This is a genomic window from Collinsella sp. LCP19S3_H3 (assembly GCF_052119145.1).
In the GTDB taxonomy this organism is placed as follows: domain Bacteria; phylum Actinomycetota; class Coriobacteriia; order Coriobacteriales; family Coriobacteriaceae; genus Collinsella.
Genome location: NZ_JBQKFW010000004.1, coordinates 27,226 through 45,486, shown reverse-complemented (window position 1 = coordinate 45,486; position 18,261 = coordinate 27,226). Strand labels below are relative to the sequence as shown.

The window sequence follows — 18,261 nt, the reverse complement described above, 5'->3', positions numbered from 1 at the left end:
GTGACGCGCATGACGTGTAAGCTTTCTGCCATTGTCGCCGTGTGCGATGACTGGGGCATTGGGTGCGAGGGTGACATGGTCGTGTCCAACCGTGCCGACATGCGCCATTTTGTGGCGTGCACCAAGGGTTGTCCGGTCATTATGGGACGCAAGACCCTGCTGAGTTTTCCCGGCGGGCGTCCGCTTAAGAACCGTCGCAACATTGTGCTCACACACGACGAGGGCTTTGCCCTCGAGGGCGTCGACGTAGTGCATAGCGTTGACGAGGCCTTGGCCGCCGTGGTCGATGAACCTGTTGCGTGGGTGATCGGTGGCGGCGAGGTGTATCGGCAATTTTTGCCGTACTGCGTGGAGGCCGAGGTCACGCATAACCATTGCGTACATGACGTGGATACGTACTTTCCCGACTTGGACGCCGATTCCGCGTGGGAAGTTGCGAGGCGCGACGGGGTTGCCACGATTGCCGCGGGCGAGGGTGACGAAGGCCTCGATTATGAGTTCGTGACATATCGTCGTGTTGATGCTTAAATCGTCTGGCGGGAACGGTATCACCGGGTTGATTGAATGCATGGGGCGGCGCTTAGCGTCGCCTCGTTTGGTATAGATGTGCTGTAAAGAAGGGTACGGGCTGGCTGCTATGACTGATGCCGTTGAGGTGCTGCGAATCGATTCCCTTAATGATGAGCGGCTCGACGCCTACGTGCGACTGACGGAGCGCGAGCTGCGCTGCGTGCTGGAGCCGCAAAAGGGCATCTTTATCGCCGAGAGCGCCAAGGTCATCGAGCGCGCGGTGCGTGCCGGATACGAGCCGGTGAGCTTTCTTTTGGGTGAGCGCTGGCTCGATCAGATGATGCCGCTGTTCGAGCGTCTGGTTGTACGCGAGGGCGCAGGTCCGGTTCCTGTGTTCGTGGCCTCCATGGAGCTCATGGAGCAGTTGACGGGCTTTAACGTGACGCGCGGTGCGCTCGCGGCGTTCCGCCGCCCGCGTCAGATTCCGGTTGATGAGTTCTTGGGCGGCGTCGTCGAGGTGGCGGGTGAGCGCCCGGTGCGCGTGTGCGTCCTCGAGGGTATTGTCGACCATACTAATGTGGGTGCGATTTTCCGCTCGGCGGCAGCGTTGAATGTCGATGGCATTTTGGTGAGCCCCACTTGCTGTGACCCGCTGTACCGCCGCTCGGCCCGCGTGAGCATGGGCACGGTGTTCCAGGTGCCCTGGACGCGCATTGGCAGCGAGGCGCGCGTATGGCCTCATGATGGGCTGGCGGCGCTGCACGATGCCGGCTTTTCGTGTGCCGCCATGGCATTGACGGATGATTCGGTTTCGTTGGACGATCCTGCGCTGCAAGAGATTGACCGGTTGGCGATCTTTATGGGCACCGAGGGCGCCGGCCTGGGCGCCAAGACCATCGCGGGCTGTGACCGGGCTGTGCGTATTCCGATGGCGCATGGGGTCGATTCGCTCAACGTGGCCGCGGCGAGTGCTGTCGCTTTTTGGCAGTTGTGTCCGCACGTGAGCAACGAGTATCACTACCAGCCGGGACTGTATCACTAGGCAGATATTTTGCACCGGGCTCTGAGTCCGGGTGTTTCGGTTGACGCCGGTCGGTGCTAAGCTGGTGTCGGCTTTGGTCATAAAATTGACGTTTTGTTGTTTGACGTGCGCTGGTGGGGAGGGCGTGTGGCTAAGAAATCTACGGCTATCGATGTAACACAGGGTGTTATTTGGCAGCAGTTGCTTTCGCTGTGCGTTCCCATCTTTTTTAGTTCGTTTTTTCAGCAGGCCTACACACTTATCGGTACCTATATCGTCGGTCAGTTTGGCGGCAAGCTCGCGTTGGGCGGCATCCAGGCCACGATGGTGCTCACAGAGCTCTGCATTGGTTTTTGCGTCGGTGTGGGTGCTGGATGTGCTGTTATTACGGGTCAGTATTTTGGCCAGCACGATGATGAGCGACTGAGTCGTTCGGTCCATACGGCCATGACGCTCGCTCTGGTGGGCGGTATCGTCGTCTCGATTCTGGGCATAGTGTTCGTTGAGCCCATGCTGGTGCTTATGAATACGCCGCATGAACTATTGGCCGAGGGTGTGGCCTATGCTCGTTGCTATTTTGCCGCCATGGTTGCGGCGCTGCTGCTCAATATGGGAACGGCACTGCTGCGTGCCGTGGGCGACACGCGTGGCCCTGCCGTGATCATCGCTTCCGGCTGCCTCGTTAATGTGGTGCTGGATGTCATCTTCGTTGCCGTGCTTCATATGGAGGCTCTGGGCTGCGGCATCGCGGTGGCGCTGACCATTTGCTCCAACGCCACGATGATCGTGATTCGCATGATGCGCGCACCGGGTGCGTGGCGGCTTTCACTGTCCAAACTCGGCATTGATCCTGGTATTTGCAAGAGCATGATCTCGTGTGGTCTGCCGCTTGGCTTTCAGTCTGCTGCGTATTCGATTTCCAACGTCTTGATTCAGGTGTCGGTCAACTCGTTTGGTGCCGATGTCACCACGGCCTGGGGTCTTTCGGGCCGCTTAGATGGCATTGTCTGGATGGTTACCGAGGCGCTTGGCGTGTCGATCACCACGTTCTCGGCACAGAACTTTGGCGCGCGCAACTACGAGCGCATGCGCAAGGGCTACCATACGTCGCTCGTGCTGTCGTTTATGCTCATTGGTGGCCTGTCTGCCGTGCTGCTGGTGTTCTCGGGTCCTCTGTCGCGTCTGTTTGTCGACGATGCTTCGATCTCGGCCTACACCACGACCATCATCCATTTTATTGCGCCGTTCTATGCGATTTTCTCGATTATCGAAAACGCGTCGGGCTCCATTCGCGGTGCCGGCGTGAGCTTGCAGCCCATGATTCTCACGATTTTCGGCACCGTCGTGCTCAGGGTGATCTGGGTGTTTGCGATCATGCCTTTCGATCCGTCGCTTGAGCTCCTGCTGCTGGTTTACCCCGTAACCTGGCTCATCACGGCCACGATGTTCACCATCTACCACCACAGCGGCAACTGGCTAGGCCGCGCCACTGCCTAATGATCCGTATGAGACAGAGGAAAACGGATCATTGCTCTCCGTGGTGATGTCGATGATTCGTTTTCCTCCGTCCCCTTTGGATCAATTAGTATTCGATGCCTTGACGGGCTAGGAGGCCTTCGTCGAAGTAGTGTTTGACGGGGCGCATTTCGGTTACGAGGTCGGCAAGGTCGGCGAGGGGCAGCAAGCCGCGGCCAGTGAGCACGAGCTCCGTGGTGGTTGGTTTCATCGCGATCAACGCTTCGACATCTTCGCGCGTCACAAAGCCCCGTCGCATGGCTTCTCCCAGCTCATCCAAGATCAGCACGTCGACTTGGCTAATCTGCTCGCGCGCCAGCTCCATGATCTGTGCGGCACAGGCTTCGGGCGTTTCGCGGTCGGCTTGTACGATGCAAAGCCCCAATCGAGGAGCTGCGTCATGTTCGGCGCAGTGCAGCTTCTTGGCAAACTGAAGCATGAGCACGTTAAGTCCATAGCCCGTGGCGCGCAGCGCGAGCCCCAGCGCAGCCGTCGTCTTGCCCTTGCCGTCGCCCGTATAGATTTGAACCTTGCCGACTTCCAGTGATGCCATCTCTGTCCTTTCGTGCCCGGTGTCGGTTTATCGCCGGCCGGGTTGGGTATTCTAGTTAGCATTATCAACCCCAGTAGATGGAGTTCAAGCAGATGGAGATGGATGACAACAAACGTAGACGGAATATGATCCTCTACGTGCTCATCGCCTTCGTCGTCTACCTCGTGCTCTCGACCGTTCTGTTCCCCAACATCGGTCACACGCAGCAGATTACGAAGACCGATTACTCGACGTTTGTCAAAGCGCTCGACAAGAAGAGCGTCGATAAGGTCGAGTACAACACGGACGATTACTCGATTTATTACACCAAGAAGGGCGAGGACGAGAACATCGCCTACAAGACGACCGGTGTGCCGAATGATGCGGGCTTTACCGATCGCGTGCTTGAATCTGGCGCCTCGCTTGAGTCGGTCGTTCCCGATAAGAACTCGGGTCTGATGACTTACTACCTGCTCACCCTCATTCTTCCCATGGCGATTTTCTTCCTGATCGGCTGGTGGCTCAACCGCCGCATGAAGAAGGCCATGGGTGATGACGGTCCGTCGATGAACTTTGGCGGCGGCGGTTTTGGCGGCGGTGGACTGGGCAAGTCCGGCGCGCGCGTGATTGCCTCCAAGGATGTGGGCGTGACCTTTAAGGATGTCGCTGGCCAGGAAGAGGCCAAGGAGTCCCTCAAGGAGGTCGTCGACTTTCTGGAGAAGCCGCAGCGCTACGAGGAGATTGGCGCCAAGCTGCCGCGCGGTGCCCTCCTTGTCGGCCCTCCGGGTACCGGTAAAACCCTGCTTGCCAAGGCTGTGGCCGGCGAGGCTGGTGTGCCGTTCTTTAGTATTTCGGGCTCTGAGTTTGTTGAGATGTTCGTCGGCCGCGGCGCCGCCAAGGTTCGCGATCTGTTTAAGCAGGCCAAGGAAAAGGCCCCGTGCATCGTCTTTATCGATGAGATCGATACCATCGGCAAGAAGCGCGACGGCGGCGGCTTCAGTGGCAACGACGAGCGCGAGCAGACGCTCAACCAGCTGCTGACCGAGATGGACGGCTTCGATAACCACAAGGGTATCGTCGTCCTCGCTGCCACCAACCGTCCCGACAGCCTTGACCCGGCCCTGTTGCGCCCCGGTCGTTTTGATCGCCGCATCCCCGTTGAGCTGCCCGACCTTACCGGCCGTAAGAACATTCTTGAGCTGCACGCCAAGAGCGTGAAGACGCAACCGCCGATCGATTTGACCGCGATTGCCCGCGCCACGCCCGGTGCATCGGGCGCCGACTTGGCCAACATTATCAACGAGGGCGCCCTGCGAGCCGTCCGCGAGGGTCGCAAGCGCGCCACGCAGGACGACTTTGAGGAGTCGGTGGAGGTCGTCATCGCCGGTCAGCAGCGTAAGTCCACGGTGCTGTCCGACCACGAGAAGCAGGTCGTTTCTTACCACGAGATCGGTCATGCCATCGTTGCCGCACGCCAGAAGGGCTCTGCGCCGGTCACAAAGATCACCATCGTGCCGCGCACGAGCGGCGCTCTGGGCTACACCATGCAGGTCGAGGAGGACGAGCGCTTCCTGACCACGCGCCAGGAGATCCTGGACAAGCTCGCCGTCTATTGCGGTGGCCGTGCAGCCGAGGAGCTCATCTTTGGTGAGATGACGACCGGCGCCGCCAACGATATCGAGCAGGCCACCAAGCTCGCCCGTAACATGGTGACGCGCTTTGGTATGTCCGATGAGTTTGGCATGATGGCGCTCGGTACCGTGCAGAACGCGTACCTTAACCAGGATACGTCGCTCACCTGCGCCCCCGGTACGGCCGAGCGCGTGGACGCGATTGTCGCCAAGCTGATCGAGGATGCGCACGACCGCGCCCTGCAGATCCTGAAGGAGAACAAGTTTAAGCTCCACGAGCTGGCTCGTTATCTGTACAAGAAGGAGACGATCACGGGCGAGGAGTTTATGAATCTCCTCACGCGTGAGAATCCGCTGATGCCAAAGCAGCAGTAATACTAGTTGCGCAGTGTCAATCGCCCCATTTGAGTGTCCACCTCAAATGGGGCGTTTTGCTTGGGAAGAGTTGTATATGAAGATCGTGGTAAGTGCCTGCTTGATGGGCGAGAGCTGCAAGTATAACGGGCTCGATAATTACCATCGCGAGCTGGTTGAGGCTTGCGAGCGCACGGGAACCGAGGTGCTCCTCGTGTGCCCTGAGGTTTTTGGCGGCCTGCCCACGCCGCGCAAGCCGTCCGAGATTGTGAACGGCGAGGTCCGTACCTGCGAGGGCGCCTCGGTCGATCGTGAGTTTCGCCTGGGTGCCGAGCGCGCACTCGACATGTGCGAGCAGGCGGGCGGGCCGTCCGAGATCGTTGCGTGCGTCTTGCAGGACCGCAGCCCTTCGTGTGGTGTAGACCGCGTCTACGATGGCACCTTTAGCGGCACGCTCACCGCGGGCAACGGTGTCTTCGTCGACCTACTGCTGCGTCACGGGTATCGCGTGATTCCCGCAAGTGAATTTGACCCGAGCATGTTGGAATAGCAAAAGAATGGGGGCGGCCATCGAGTAGATGGTCGCCCCCTTTACTGGCAAGCTAAACAATTTCAACAGATGTTCAATGGCGTTTGCCCAGATAAAACCTGCCAAAACAAACCTGTCCCTTTTTGGTAGGTTAGGCGAGGAGGGTGTGGCCGTAGGCGTTGGCTGCCTTGATGGCGGCGGCGAACTTCTCGTCGGTGAAGGGCTCGGGGTTACCCTGCTTCCACTCGTTGGTGGCGTGCGCGTACTCGCACAGGGCAGGGATATCGGCCTCGGAAAGCCCGACCTGCTCAAGCGTCACGGGCAGGCCCATCTGCTTGTTAAAGGCGGCATAGCGCTCAAGGTTTTCGGTGTCGCCCGTGTAGGCGAACAGCACGAGCACGCCCAGGCTTACGACCTCGCCGTGCAGGTAGGTGCCCTCACGTGGAATGCTGCAAGTGGCGTTGTAGAACGCGTGTGCCACGCTCGAGTTGTAGTAGTAATCGTTCTGGTTGGTCAGGTTCGAGACATATCCCGTGTTGACCACGATGTCGAGCGCGATCTGCTTGACGGCCTCGCTCGACAGGTTCTGGCGCACGTCCTCAAGACCCTGGACGCCATAGGTAAACAGCGGCTCGGAGCAGGTGTGGGCGAGTGCCAGGCCAAGACCGGCGGTGTGCTCCAAATTTCCGGCGCTCGCGGCGTACTCGACCTCGGGCTGCTTGGACAGGGCATCGCCTACGCCAGCCCAGAAGTACTCTGCCGGTGCCTCGGCGATGATCTTGGGGTTGATGAAGATGTGCGCGGGGCGGTTGGGGTACGAATAGCCCTCGAGCGAGCCGTCGTCGTTGTAGACAACGGCAATGGCGGTCGCGGCGGAGCAGTTGGAGCAGATTGTCGGGACCGTAAAGACGATCTTCTTGAGCTCGATGGCCGCCGTCTTGACGGTGTCGAGCGCCTTGCCGCCACCACAGGCTATGAGCACGTCTGCCTGCTGGCAGGCGGGGGAGTTTACGACCTTGGCGATATTGGCGCGTGTGCTGTTGGTGCCGTAGACGCGCGTCTCCAGAACCTCGACGCCGGTTCCTGCCAGCGCGGCTTCGATACCGGGAAGTGCTGCAGCCAGTGCTCGCTTGCCACCGATGATTGCGACCTTGGTCGCTCCGTATTCGGCCAGCGCGCCGGGCAGCTCGTCGAAGCAGTCCTCGCCGACGGTATAGTCGCTCATTCCGATCGTGCGCATAGCAACCTTCTTTCGTCCGATAAAGTGCTTTCAGGTATTTTGCTCCTAGAGAAGGTCCACAGCCGCGAGAAATTTCGAACGTATAAAACCAGTGTTGAGGGTTTTTCGTCGGCGCGGAACGTGCTAGCATACTCCGCATAAGCGTTGATGGGGACGAGTAGTCGGCCGTCCGCATGCTACAGAGAGCGGGGAGCGCTGAGAAACCGTGCATGCGACCGATGAAAATCACCCCGGAGCTGCGGTCCCAACGGACGTGCCGCGCAGGCACGTCTTAGTAGATATCGCCGAGATGGTCGTCGATACAGGCCAGCCGAGTAACGGATGCGAGCGCGCGGCGACGCGGGCGAGGGCATCTAAGCTGGGTGGTTAAGCGAAGAGCTTTTACGGGCAGACTGCCTGTCTTGTGGCGCTTCGTCCCAGCTTGCAGGGACGGGCGCTTTTTTGGTGCCCAGAGGGCGTGCGCGCCCATGACAAGAAAGGGGTACCGTGGCAAACGAGTACAAGCAGACGATGAATCTGCCCAAGACCGGTTTTCCCATGCGTGCCGGTCTTTCCAAGTCCGAGCCCAAGCGACTCAAGGACTGGCAGGACAACAAGGTCTACGAGCAAGTTCTAAAGAAGAACAAGGGTCACAAGAAGTTCGTGCTGCACGACGGCCCTCCGTATGCCAACGGCCCGATCCACATCGGCCACGCCATGAACAAGATCTCTAAGGACATGATCAACCGTTACTGGATGATGCAGGGCTATGAGGTTCCCTATGTCCCCGGTTGGGACTGCCACGGTCAGCCGATTGAGCACAAGGTCGAGGAGAAGCTCGGCACCGAGAAGTTCAACCAGACCTCCACGGCTAAGATCCGCGAGCTTTGCAATAAGTTCGCTGTCGAGAACATCGAGCTGCAGAAGGCCGGCTTCCGTCGCCTGGGCGTGCTTGGCGACTGGGACAACCCGTATCTGACGCTCTATCACCAGCATGACGCCGCCGACATCGAGGTCTTCAAGGCCATGTTCGACAAGGGCATGATCTATCGCGGTCATAAGCCCGTCTACTGGTGCAAGCACTGCCACACCGCGCTGGCCGAGGCCGAGATCGAGTACTCCGACGAGACGAGCCCGTCCATCTTCGTGCGCTTTGAGATGACCACTAAGCCTGCCGGTCTTGAGAGCTTCGACGGCCCGGTTGACTTCATCATCTGGACGACCACGCCGTGGACCATCCCCTCCGACCAGGCCGTTTCCCTTAAGCCCGGCGCCGCCTATGTTGCCGTTGAGCACGATGGCCGTGCCGAGGTTATGCTCGAGGACCTGGCTCCCAAGTGCTGTGAGGAGTTTGGCTGGGAGTACACCCCGGTCATGGTCGACGGTAAGCCCTATGTGGTTCCCGCTGAGACCTTCCACCACATCCACTACAAGCAGCCGATCTTTGACGGTGTCGAGGGCGTGGCACTGCTGGCCGATTACGTCGGCGTCGATGACGGTACCGGTATCGTCCACAACTCGCCCGGCCACGGCGTCGACGACTACTTCGCCTGCCTCAAGGAGGGCATCACCGATATCTGCATGCCGGTTGATGACGACGGTAAGTTCTACACCGGCGAGGAGTTTGGTACCGGTGGCCCCTTCAGCGGTATGGATACCGACGAGGCCAATCCGCACATCATCGAGTTCCTGCGCGAGCGCGGCACCCTGGTCCTCGAGAAGAAGATCACGCACAGCTATCCGCACTGCTGGCGCTGCAAGCACCCGGTGCTCTTTCGTGCTACCGACCAGTGGTTTGTCTCGATGGACAAGACCGGTTTGCGCGAGCAGGCTGGCAAAGAGATCCGCGAGAACGTCAAGTGGTATCCGGCCCACGCGGCCAACCGCATCGGTGCCATGGTCGAGCAGCGTCCCGACTGGTGCATCAGCCGTCAGCGCAACTGGGGCGTGCCTATCCCCAGCTACACCTGCGCCGACTGCGGCGAGAAGGTAATGAACGACGCCACGCTCGACGCCGTCATCAAGCTCTTCCACGAGAAGGGCTCCGACGCCTGGTTCACCGACGCTCCCGAGAGCTACCTGGGCGAGGCTTGCGTCTGCCCCAAGTGCGGCGGCCATCACCTCAAGGCCGATAAGGACATCCTCGACGTGTGGTGGGACTCCGGCGTGTCCTGGAAGGCCGTCTGCGAGTATCGCCCCGAGCTTGAGTACCCGGCGGATGTGTACCTCGAGGGCTCCGACCAGCACCGCGGTTGGTTCCAGAGCTCGTTGCTCACCTCGGTGGGTGCCAACGGCCACGCTCCGTACAAGGCGGTCGTCTCGCAGGGCTTCACGCTCGATGGCCAGGGCCGCAAGATGTCCAAGTCGCTCGGCAACGTCATCGACCCCAACAAGGTCTGCGACGAGATGGGCGCCGATATCATCCGCCTGTGGGTCGCCTCGGTCGATACCAGCTCCGACGTCTCCATCGACCACGAGATCCTTGCTCGTACGTCCGATGCCTACCGTCGTTTCCGCAACACGCTGCGCTTCCTGCTCTCCGAGCTCGAGGGTCAGTTTGAGCCCGAGACCGACGGCGTCGCCTTTGCCGACCTGCTGCCGCTCGACAAGCTCATGGTTGCCCGTCTGACCCAGGTCCAGGCCGAGGTCGACGACGCCTACGCCAGCTACGAGTTCCCGCGCGCCTACCGTGCGCTCTACGACTTTGTGGTTACCGAGCTTTCCAACGTGTACCTCGACGCCCTGAAGGACCGTCTGTACTGCGACAAGCCCGGCTCGCTCGAGCGCCGCAGCGCCCAGACCGTGCTCGCTGAGCTCTTCTCGATGCTCATGCGCGACCTGCAGCCGATCCTGTCCTACACGGTCGACGAGGCCATGGCCTATGCGCCCGCCGGCTGCGTCGATCACCAGAAGTACGCCGCGCTGCTCGATTGGTACAAGTCGCCCATCACGGTCGACGAGGCCAATGAGTTCGAGGGCGTGCTCGAGGCCTCGCTCGAGCTCCGTGGCGCTGTGACCAAGGCCCTTGAGGATGCCCGCTCCGCCGGCACCTTCACCAAGAGCCAGCAGGTCCGCGTCAAGGCGGTCGTTCCCGCCGAGATGTATGCGCTGCTGACCGGCGACAAGGCCGTCGATCTGGCCGAGTTCTACATCGTCTCCGATGTTGAGCTAACCCAGGGCGAGGAGCTTTCCGTCGCTATTGAGGCCGCCGAGGGCGAGTGCTGCGACCGTTGCTGGAACTATCGCACCACCGTCGGCGAGTACAACGGTCACGCGCATATCTGCAAGCGCTGCGCGAATGCCTTGTAGTTACGCGGTTTTACCAAACCGCGTAACAGGTTGACGCTGCAAACCCGCCAGAGCGGCAATCTGCCTTTCAGCTTCGACGGCATGACCAGAAGGTCAATGCCGCCTCGCTTCAAGGCACCTTGCTCGCTCTGGCGGGTTTTCGGTGTCGGTAGTCTTTTTGGGACGGGGCTTTTTTAGCTGCCCTACCTCAAATAAGGACTTAATCTTCGAAAGCGCTGGACTGGGTAGCTAAAAAAGCCCCGTCCCAAAAAGACTGCCAAAAAGACTACCCGGTGAAGGGACAAGGGGACAGCCCCTTTGTCGCATTGGTGGATATGTCGTGCGTTCTGCGTATGGCAATATAAGATGGTTATTTGCGTTAAATGGAATTCGACGTTCTTGAGGGTAGGGGATTTCTTTGGGTCGTGGTGCGGATATGACGCCGCCTTTGCGTTGGCGGTTAGGTGTTGCTGGTGGGGTGGCGCTCTTTGTGTTGCTTGTTGACCAGCTGACCAAGCTTGCGGTTCGTGCCGTGGGCGATACCCTGCATATGACTGTTATCCCCGGCGTGATCGATTTTGTGTTTGTCCGCAATATCGGAGCTGCCTTTAGCATGGGCGAGGGCCATGGCATAGCGTTTGCCGTGCTGGCGCTTGCGGCCATTGCCGCCATTGCCGTGTACTTGCTCCGTGCTCCTCAGCTCGCTCGCCTAGAGGTCGTGGGTATGGCCATGGTTGCGGGCGGCGCCATCGGCAACGCGATCGATCGCCTGGCCATGGGCTTTGTGACTGATTTTATTGCCACTACCTTCATTGATTTCCCCGTCTTTAACGTGGCCGATATCGGCATTACCGCCGGTGTCGTGCTGGCGCTCATCGGATACATGTTCTTGAGTCCCGCCGCTCGCGAGGTCGATGCGACCGCCGAGCTCAATGCCCGTGACGAGGCCCGCGCCAAACGTAAAGCTAAGCAGCGTGGGGAGCGTGCCCGCAAGATTCGCGAAAGGAATGAGCGCTAATGGCCGACATCCATATCCTCGTTGCCGACGATTGCACCGGTCAACGTCTCGACGCCTATCTGGGCGCCAACGATGGCTGCCCCACGCGCTCTGCCTGCGCGCATCTGATCGAGGGAGGCGCTGTTGCCGTCAACGGCGAGACCTGCCTATCTAAAAAGTATGCCGTACGCTCCGGTGACCGCATCTCGGTCGACCTGCCCGAGCCGCATGACCCGACCGACGTGATCCCCGAGGCCATCCCGCTCGACATTCACTATGAGGACGACTATCTCATGGTGCTCTCCAAGCAGCGCGGCCTAGTGTGCCATCCTGCGCATGGTCATGAGAGCGGCACCCTTGCGAATGCCCTGGTCTATCACTGCGGCATCGACCATCTGGGTACCGTGCAGGGCGAGGACCGCCCCGGCATCGTGCATCGTCTGGATCGCGATACCTCGGGCCTTATGCTCGCGGCTAAAGACGACGACACCCAGCGCGCGCTCCAAAATCTCATCCGCACGCGCACGCTCGACCGTCGCTACATTACGCTCGTTCATGGGCACATTGCCATGGACGAGGGCACTATCAATACTGGTATCGCTCGCTCCACGCGCGACCGCGTGAAGATGGCGGTTTCCGATGACCCCTTTGCGCGCCAGGCCATCACGACCTTTAAGGTCCTTGAGCGCTTTGATTCCACGCGCTTCGACGACGGCTACACGCTTGTCGAGTGTCACCTGTTTACCGGCCGTACGCATCAGATTCGCGTGCACATGCGCCATATCAACCATGCCTGCGTGGGCGATCCACTCTATGGTAAGTGCGATGCTCGTGCCGATCAGGGTCTGACCAGGCAGTTCCTGCATTCCTGGCGTGTGGCGTTCGATCATCCCGTGACGGGGGAGCACATCGAGTGCCGTGACGAGCTGCCATGGGATCTTGCGGCGGTTCTGGATGATCTGGCCCCGCGTTCGCTCGGCCGCACTGCCGCTGGCAACGAAATCGTCCCTCAGCTCGGTCTGCTCGAGGCCTAGCCAGTATTAGGTGGTTTCTTGAACTCCGTAAGCCTGCGGTAAGATATACGGTTGTTTACGTCACGCGTTCCTGGGAGCCTGCATGCTCGCCTTTTTACAAACCAACACACCTATCGTGATCTTCAACCAGATTGTCGTCACGCTGCTTACGGTCTGTTTTCTGTACCAGGTGGTCTTCTTTGTCATCGGCGCTCTTCGTGGTGAGGTCGCGCCTCCCAAGGCCAAGAAGCTCCATCGTTATGCCTTCTTTATCGCGGCGCATAACGAGGAGGCCGTGATCGCCAACCTCGTGCGCTCCATTAAGGACCAAGATTATCCGTCCGAGCTTATCGAGGTCTTCGTGGTCGCCGATGCCTGCACCGACAACACGGCGCAGCTCGCGCGCGAGGCGGGCGCCGTCGTCTATGAGCGCAATGACTTGGCCCGTAAAGGCAAGAGCTGGGTCATGGACTATGGCTTCGACCGCATCCTTAACGAATATCCCGATACGTTTGAAGGCTACTTTATCTTCGATGCCGATAACGTTATCGCCCGCGATTACGTGTCCAAGATGAACGATGCTTTTGACCAGGGCTTCCATGTTGTTACGAGCTATCGCAATTCCAAGAACTTTGGCAGCTCGTGGATCTCGGCAGCTAATGCCACGTGGTATCTGCGCGAGGCGCGCTTTCTCAACAATGCGCGCAACATCTGTAAGACGTCTTGCGCCGTTTCGGGTTCGGGCTACCTCATCTCCGCCAGCGTTATCGAGGGTATGCACGGCTGGCAGTTCCACACGCTGACCGAGGATATTCAGTTCACCACGTTCTGTGCCATTCACGGCATTCGCATTGGCTATGCGCCGGCGGAGTTCTTTGACGAACAGCCCGTGACGTTTAAGGCATCCTGGAAACAGCGTATGCGTTGGACCAAGGGCTTCTACCAGGTGTTCTTTACGTACGGTAAGCACCTGGTCAAATCGACCTTCCGCTATCATCGCTTTGCCGCCTACGACATGTTTATGACGATCGCACCGGGCATGCTGCTCTCTCTGATCTCGATGCTCGCTAATGCGACGTTCCTCATCGTGGGCGGCCTTTCGCACGGTTTCTTGGCTACCGAAGTCGAGATGCAGGCGTGTGCCGCTTCGCTCATTATGACCTTCGCTATGATGTATCAGACTTTCTTTATCCTGGCGCTGCTCACGACTATCTTTGAATACAAGCATATTCACTGCGCGCAAAAGTGGCGTCTGGTAACCAACCTGTTTACCTTCCCGATCTTTATGTTCAGCTATATCCCCATTACGGTGGCAGCGCTGTTCTTGAAGGTCGACTGGGTGCCGACGCAGCACGCCGTAAGCGTTACCCTCGACGAGGTCATGCAGGGCGCCAAATAACCACCATCAAAACCACCACAAAGGGGATATAGAACCTTTGCGGTGGTTTTACGTTTGAGCGCTCAGTTAAGGGGTTTCGATGTTCTATATCCCGTTTTGGATTTGCATCTTTGCCGGCGCGGTGATTGATGCCCGCGAGCGGCGGTTTCCCAATGAGCTTGCCGGCGCGTGTGCGGTGGCGGCGTTTGCAGGCGTCTGGCTCGACAAGGGCGTTAACATGGCGCTTGATCACGCCGGTCTTGCGGTCATCGTCTACCTTGCCCTTGTGCTTACTGAGTCACTCTGGCGTCGCCTTCGCCATGCCCCTGGCGTTGGCATGGGGGATGCCAAGGCGCTCTTTGCCCTTTGCACCTTCGATCCCCTGGGCGGCGTCGTCGCGTTTGCGGTTGCGCTCCTGACCCTTGCCGCCGCCTGTCTCATCGTAAAATCGCGCTCGCTGCCTTTGCTGCCGTTTTTGGTGCCAATATTTGTCATAATCGAGTTCGTGGGTAGTACGCTGTAACCGTTTGCGCGCCCTTTTTAAGGAGCATGCCATGGCAATCAATCAACAGACAGCCGCCATCAAGGCGCGCCTGGATCGCATTCCCGCGGCGTTGTCGCCCGAGCTGGTCGAGCGCATTGCCGCCGACCGCGCCTCGGGTGTCGTTAATCCCTATCGATGCGGTGACGACCAGGCCATCCGCCGTGTCGATCGGGCCGCAGACGAGGGCACGCTTATGCGTCCGGCCTTTATGCGCGATATCGAAAAGATTCTGCATCTGCCAGCATACACACGTTATGCAGGCAAAACGCAGGTCTTCAGTTTTCGCAGCAACGACGATCTGTCGCGCCGCGGCCTGCACGTGCAGCTTGTCTCGCGCATCGCTCGCGATATCGGGCGTGCTCTGGGCCTCAACTGCGATCTGATCGAGGCGATTGGTTTAGGCCACGACTTGGGCCACACGCCCTTTGGCCATGCCGGTGAGCGTTTCCTCAACGATATCTATCACGAGCGCACGGGTCGCTATTTTTTCCATAACGTACAATCCGTTCGCGTGCTCGACGCACTGTACGGCCGCAACGTGTCGCTCCAGACGCTCGATGGCGTACTGTGCCACAACGGCGAGTACGAACAGCGTGTTTTTGAGCTTTCCGACACAGGTTCTTTTGACCAGTTCGACCGAACCGTCGAGGAATGCATTGCCACGGGTTATAGCGCAATTGAGCACCTGCGCCCCATGACGCTCGAGGGCTGCGTGGTTCGCATCTCGGATATCCTTGCCTACGTTGGGCGCGATCGCCAAGACGCCATTGCGGCGGGCCTGCTGTCACCCGACGCCTTTGACGATGACCTGGGCGGTGCATACAACAGCTGGATCCTTACGCATGCCTCTATCGATATCGTCGAGCACAGCTATGGCAAGCCGCGCATCGAGATGAGCGAGGACCTGTTTGAGGAGATTCGCCGGGCCAAGCGCGAGAACTACGAGAAGATCTATAGCAAGGGCGGCATAGAAGGCGACTCCGAAGCGGAGCTGCGCGAGGCCTTCGAAAAGCTCTATGACCGTTGCCTGCGGGACATAAACGAAGGCGACGAGTCCTCGTATATCTTTAAGCACCACATTTCTCGCATTGAGCAGCAGCTTTCCTACTACGATCGCACCTATGCATGGCAGGACGATAAGGACCAGACGGTCGTGGATTACATTGCGAGCATGACGGACGGTTATTTCTGCGAGCTCACGAGCAAGCTGTTCCCGGGATTGATGTTTCCGCACCGTACCTATATTAACGAACGGTAGTTCGTATATATTCGGTATACTGTTCGTGGAAAACGTTTTTGATTGATGCACGGGATGGCTATGGACGACCTGTTTTCTGCTTCGACGCGTGAGCGTTCCTTTCAGAATGCGCCGCTTGCGGTGCGCATGCGGCCCAATTCGCTCGACGAGTACGTGGGCCAGCAAAAGGCCGTCGGTAAGGGCTCGTGGTTGCGTGCCGCGATTGAGCATGACGTGCTGTCGAGTGTGATTCTGTATGGGCCGGCCGGTACGGGCAAGACGACGCTGGCCCACATTATCGCCAACCATACCAAGAGCGAGTTTGTCGAGGTCAGCGCCGTGACGGGCACTGTGAAGGATTTGCGCCGCGTGATTGACGAGGCCAAGACGCGCCTGAATACGTACGACCGTCGCACCATTCTTTTCATCGACGAGATTCACCGCTTCTCCAAGTCGCAGCAGGATGCCCTGCTGCATGCGGTTGAGAACCGTACCGTCATTATGATTGGCGCCACGACGGAGAATCCGTACTTCGAGGTCAACTCGGCGTTGCTCTCGCGCGGTCGCGTGGTAGAACTTGAACATTTAAAGGACGAGGATATCGCCACGCTTATCGAGCGTGCGCTCGAGGCGCCACAGGGTTTGAACGGCAAGTTCTCGGCCGATGAGGATACGGTTAAGACCATCTGCGCGCTGGCTGCGGGTGACGCTCGCTCGGCACTCACGACGCTCGAGCTTGCGAGCGAGATTGCCGTCACGCGTCCCGATACCGAGGGAACGCCAGCGCCGGCGGCGGGGGAGCGTTATCCCATTACCGTGGATGACGTAAAGATTGCCAATCCGCGCCGTGGTTTTTCGTATGACAAAAACGGCGACATGCACTACGACATCATCAGCGCGTTTATTAAGTCTATGCGCGGCAGCGACCCCGATGCCACGATCTATTGGCTCGCGCGCATGATCGATGCGGGGGAGGACCCTAAGTTTATCGCTCGCCGTATTATGATTCAGGCTTCTGAGGATGTTGGCAACGCCGATCCGCAGGCGCTATTGGTGGCGCATGCCGCGTTTAAGTCTGCCGAGGTCATCGGTTATCCCGAGTGCCGCATTAATCTGGCTCAGGCTGCACTCTATGTGTGCTTAGCGCCAAAATCCAACGCGTGTGAGGCCTCGATTGATGCGGCGTTGGCCGATATTCATTCAAGTGGGCTGCGCGAGGTGCCGAGCTATCTACGTGATCGTCATCGCCCGGGCAGTGACGAATACGGTGTGTATAAGTATCCGCATGATTATCCCGAAGGCTGGGTCGATCAACGCTATTTGCCCGAGGGGCTGGAGCGCGGTGCGTTTTGGCAGCCTGCCGGCCGCGGCTGGGAAGAGTGGCGTGTAGAGCAAAGCGAGCGCGACCGTAGCGGGAATGCACCGAAGTAGCTGCTGGTAATTTTGTCTCACGTTGCTGCTTTTGGCATGTTCGGTCACCTTTGGGGTACCATGAACAGCGTCTGTATTTCGATTCCTTCGGGAGGCTTGTATGAGTCCCATCCAAATCGCCCTGCTGCTGCTCGCCGTTGCCGGCGTGTGGGCTGTCATCGAGCTCGCGCTCACGCTGCGAAAGACCCGCACTGTCGTTGATTCGCTCGACAAGACGGTGAGCGACCTTAACAACACCATCGCCGAGGCTCAGCCCGTGGTAGCAAAGCTCGATGGCGCCGTCGATGAGCTCACCCCCGCGCTGGCGCAGGTTGAGCCGCTCCTCAAGTCGAGCAAGACCGCCGTCGACGCCCTTACCTCCAATCTCGTAGAGGTCGAAGCCGTGGTTCGCGACATTTCCGAGGTTACGGGCAGCATGGCCGAGGCCAGCAATGCCGTGTCGAGTGTGACCGACTCTGCGGCCGGTGCCGTTCAGAAACTCTTTAACAAGGTGAAGGCTCCCGCGGTCGAGGCCGAGCATAATCTTTCCGCTGCCGCCGAAGCCGAGCAGCCGACCGAGCGTGTCCTGATTGGCGAAGCCGGGGACGATGCCGCTGCTGGTGACGATGATGCACAGAAGCCTGCTGCTAAAGCAGCCCGGTATTACACCTACACGCCCGCCGAGACCTCCGAGGAGTCCTGCGATGAGTAGTGAAGCAACTTGCTCTATCACGCTGACTGTTGCCGGGGATCCGCGTCTGGCACGCCTGGTACGCATGACGGCGGCTAATGTCGGCGCGCTGTGTTCCATGTCCGTCGATCGCATCGAGGACATTCGTATGGCTGCCGAGGAGGCCTTCATCTTTGGCTGCACGGCCGTTGATTCTGACGTTATCTCGATCAAATTCGATGTCGACGAGTCTCACGTGGGCATGACCTTCACCTTTGGCGACCAGGCGGCTGTCGATGAGGATGACCAGGCCGCCGTATATGCCGAGCTCATTTTGGCAAGCGTGTGCGATTCCTACGAAAAGACTGCGGCACCTCTGACGCTTTCCCTCGATCTCAAGGCGGATATCTAAT

Annotated in this window: 16 protein-coding genes; 14 read left to right on the top strand and 2 right to left on the bottom strand. The window is 59.1% G+C overall.

What is annotated here, in order from left to right:
• Positions 1 to 9 precede the first annotated feature (9 nt).
• The 3 genes from ACTQZF_RS02955 (at position 10) to ACTQZF_RS02945 (ending at position 3,028) form a co-directional block, all read left to right on the top strand.
• Positions 10 to 528, top strand: a complete 519-nt coding sequence (locus tag ACTQZF_RS02955; protein WP_441554512.1) for a dihydrofolate reductase — start codon at positions 10 to 12, stop codon at positions 526 to 528.
• A 109-nt stretch (positions 529 to 637) separates the two neighbouring features.
• Complete coding sequence (locus ACTQZF_RS02950) at positions 638 to 1,552, top strand: TrmH family RNA methyltransferase (protein WP_441033339.1); 915 nt, start codon at positions 638 to 640, stop codon at positions 1,550 to 1,552.
• A gap of 126 nt (positions 1,553 to 1,678) precedes the next feature.
• Positions 1,679 to 3,028: an MATE family efflux transporter gene (locus ACTQZF_RS02945; RefSeq protein WP_427728135.1), complete on the top strand. Its 1,350-nt coding sequence runs from the start codon at positions 1,679 to 1,681 to the stop codon at positions 3,026 to 3,028.
• Between the two features lie 85 nt (positions 3,029 to 3,113).
• Here the strand turns inward: ACTQZF_RS02945 and ACTQZF_RS02940 are convergent, their stop codons facing one another.
• Complete coding sequence (locus ACTQZF_RS02940; RefSeq protein ID WP_441083342.1) at positions 3,114 to 3,599, bottom strand: cob(I)yrinic acid a,c-diamide adenosyltransferase; 486 nt, start codon at positions 3,597 to 3,599, stop codon at positions 3,114 to 3,116.
• A 92-nt stretch (positions 3,600 to 3,691) separates the two neighbouring features.
• On the opposite strand from ACTQZF_RS02940, the gene ftsH reads away from it, so the two are divergent.
• Together ftsH and ACTQZF_RS02930 are read left to right on the top strand one after the other, a co-directional pair.
• Positions 3,692 to 5,584, top strand: a complete 1,893-nt coding sequence (gene ftsH, locus ACTQZF_RS02935; RefSeq protein WP_195838531.1) for an ATP-dependent zinc metalloprotease FtsH — start codon at positions 3,692 to 3,694, stop codon at positions 5,582 to 5,584.
• A 76-nt stretch (positions 5,585 to 5,660) separates the two neighbouring features.
• Positions 5,661 to 6,113, top strand: coding sequence for a DUF523 domain-containing protein (locus ACTQZF_RS02930; RefSeq protein WP_441554511.1), 453 nt, complete (start codon positions 5,661 to 5,663; stop codon positions 6,111 to 6,113).
• Positions 6,114 to 6,243: 130 nt separating this feature from the next.
• On the opposite strand, the gene ACTQZF_RS02925 is transcribed toward ACTQZF_RS02930, so the two are convergent.
• Positions 6,244 to 7,332: an iron-containing alcohol dehydrogenase family protein gene (locus tag ACTQZF_RS02925; RefSeq protein WP_441554510.1), complete on the bottom strand. Its 1,089-nt coding sequence runs from the start codon at positions 7,330 to 7,332 to the stop codon at positions 6,244 to 6,246.
• Positions 7,333 to 7,842: 510 nt separating this feature from the next.
• Here ACTQZF_RS02925 and ileS point away from each other — a divergent pair.
• The 9 genes from ileS (at position 7,843) to ACTQZF_RS02880 (ending at position 18,260) form a co-directional block, all read left to right on the top strand.
• Positions 7,843 to 10,620, top strand: a complete 2,778-nt coding sequence (gene ileS / locus ACTQZF_RS02920) for an isoleucine--tRNA ligase (RefSeq protein ID WP_441554577.1) — start codon at positions 7,843 to 7,845, stop codon at positions 10,618 to 10,620.
• A gap of 415 nt (positions 10,621 to 11,035) precedes the next feature.
• On the top strand, positions 11,036 to 11,617 hold the full coding sequence (gene lspA / locus ACTQZF_RS02915; protein WP_427717279.1) for a signal peptidase II: 582 nt from the start codon (positions 11,036 to 11,038) through the stop codon (positions 11,615 to 11,617).
• Positions 11,617 to 12,630 (top strand): RluA family pseudouridine synthase, encoded by a 1,014-nt coding sequence (locus ACTQZF_RS02910; protein WP_441554509.1) that lies wholly within the window; start codon positions 11,617 to 11,619, stop codon positions 12,628 to 12,630. The genes lspA and ACTQZF_RS02910 overlap by 1 nt, the downstream gene beginning before the upstream one ends.
• A gap of 82 nt (positions 12,631 to 12,712) precedes the next feature.
• Positions 12,713 to 14,008 carry a glycosyltransferase family 2 protein gene (locus ACTQZF_RS02905; RefSeq protein ID WP_154515488.1) on the top strand — a complete coding sequence of 432 codons (1,296 nt, stop codon included), beginning with the start codon at positions 12,713 to 12,715 and terminating at the stop codon, positions 14,006 to 14,008.
• 79 nt (positions 14,009 to 14,087) lie between these two features.
• On the top strand, positions 14,088 to 14,510 hold the full coding sequence (locus ACTQZF_RS02900; protein ID WP_441554508.1) for a prepilin peptidase: 423 nt from the start codon (positions 14,088 to 14,090) through the stop codon (positions 14,508 to 14,510).
• A 31-nt stretch (positions 14,511 to 14,541) separates the two neighbouring features.
• Entirely contained in the window at positions 14,542 to 15,789 is a 1,248-nt protein-coding gene (locus ACTQZF_RS02895; RefSeq protein ID WP_441069285.1) for a deoxyguanosinetriphosphate triphosphohydrolase family protein, read from the top strand.
• Between the two features lie 60 nt (positions 15,790 to 15,849).
• A complete protein-coding gene (locus ACTQZF_RS02890; protein WP_441535923.1) occupies positions 15,850 to 17,199 on the top strand; it encodes a replication-associated recombination protein A in 1,350 nt (449 codons plus the stop codon).
• Positions 17,200 to 17,299: 100 nt separating this feature from the next.
• Positions 17,300 to 17,890 (top strand): hypothetical protein, encoded by a 591-nt coding sequence (locus ACTQZF_RS02885; RefSeq protein WP_441547269.1) that lies wholly within the window; start codon positions 17,300 to 17,302, stop codon positions 17,888 to 17,890.
• On the top strand, positions 17,883 to 18,260 hold the full coding sequence (locus ACTQZF_RS02880) for an ATP-binding protein (RefSeq protein ID WP_441554507.1): 378 nt from the start codon (positions 17,883 to 17,885) through the stop codon (positions 18,258 to 18,260). Before ACTQZF_RS02885 ends, ACTQZF_RS02880 begins: the two co-directional genes overlap by 8 nt.
• Position 18,261 lies beyond the last annotated feature (1 nt).

Excerpts from the sequence above, each read along its gene's own strand:
- ACTQZF_RS02950 (WP_441033339.1), top strand. The coding sequence starts at position 638 with ATGACTGATGCCGTTGAGGTGCTGCGAATCGATTCCCTTAATGATGAG.
- ACTQZF_RS02930 (WP_441554511.1), top strand. The coding sequence starts at position 5,661 with ATGAAGATCGTGGTAAGTGCCTGCTTGATGGGCGAGAGCTGCAAGTAT.
- ACTQZF_RS02880 (WP_441554507.1), top strand. The coding sequence starts at position 17,883 with ATGAGTAGTGAAGCAACTTGCTCTATCACGCTGACTGTTGCCGGGGAT.
- ACTQZF_RS02900 (WP_441554508.1), top strand. The coding sequence starts at position 14,088 with ATGTTCTATATCCCGTTTTGGATTTGCATCTTTGCCGGCGCGGTGATT.
- ACTQZF_RS02910 (WP_441554509.1), top strand. The coding sequence starts at position 11,617 with ATGGCCGACATCCATATCCTCGTTGCCGACGATTGCACCGGTCAACGT.
- ACTQZF_RS02905 (WP_154515488.1), top strand. The coding sequence starts at position 12,713 with ATGCTCGCCTTTTTACAAACCAACACACCTATCGTGATCTTCAACCAG.
- ileS (WP_441554577.1), top strand. The coding sequence starts at position 7,843 with ATGAATCTGCCCAAGACCGGTTTTCCCATGCGTGCCGGTCTTTCCAAG.
- ACTQZF_RS02955 (WP_441554512.1), top strand. The coding sequence starts at position 10 with ATGACGTGTAAGCTTTCTGCCATTGTCGCCGTGTGCGATGACTGGGGC.
- ACTQZF_RS02890 (WP_441535923.1), top strand. The coding sequence starts at position 15,850 with ATGGACGACCTGTTTTCTGCTTCGACGCGTGAGCGTTCCTTTCAGAAT.
- ACTQZF_RS02895 (WP_441069285.1), top strand. The coding sequence starts at position 14,542 with ATGGCAATCAATCAACAGACAGCCGCCATCAAGGCGCGCCTGGATCGC.
- ACTQZF_RS02940 (WP_441083342.1), bottom strand. The coding sequence starts at position 3,599 with ATGGCATCACTGGAAGTCGGCAAGGTTCAAATCTATACGGGCGACGGC.
- ftsH (WP_195838531.1), top strand. The coding sequence starts at position 3,692 with ATGGAGATGGATGACAACAAACGTAGACGGAATATGATCCTCTACGTG.
- ACTQZF_RS02925 (WP_441554510.1), bottom strand. The coding sequence starts at position 7,332 with ATGCGCACGATCGGAATGAGCGACTATACCGTCGGCGAGGACTGCTTC.
- lspA (WP_427717279.1), top strand. The coding sequence starts at position 11,036 with ATGACGCCGCCTTTGCGTTGGCGGTTAGGTGTTGCTGGTGGGGTGGCG.
- ACTQZF_RS02885 (WP_441547269.1), top strand. The coding sequence starts at position 17,300 with ATGAGTCCCATCCAAATCGCCCTGCTGCTGCTCGCCGTTGCCGGCGTG.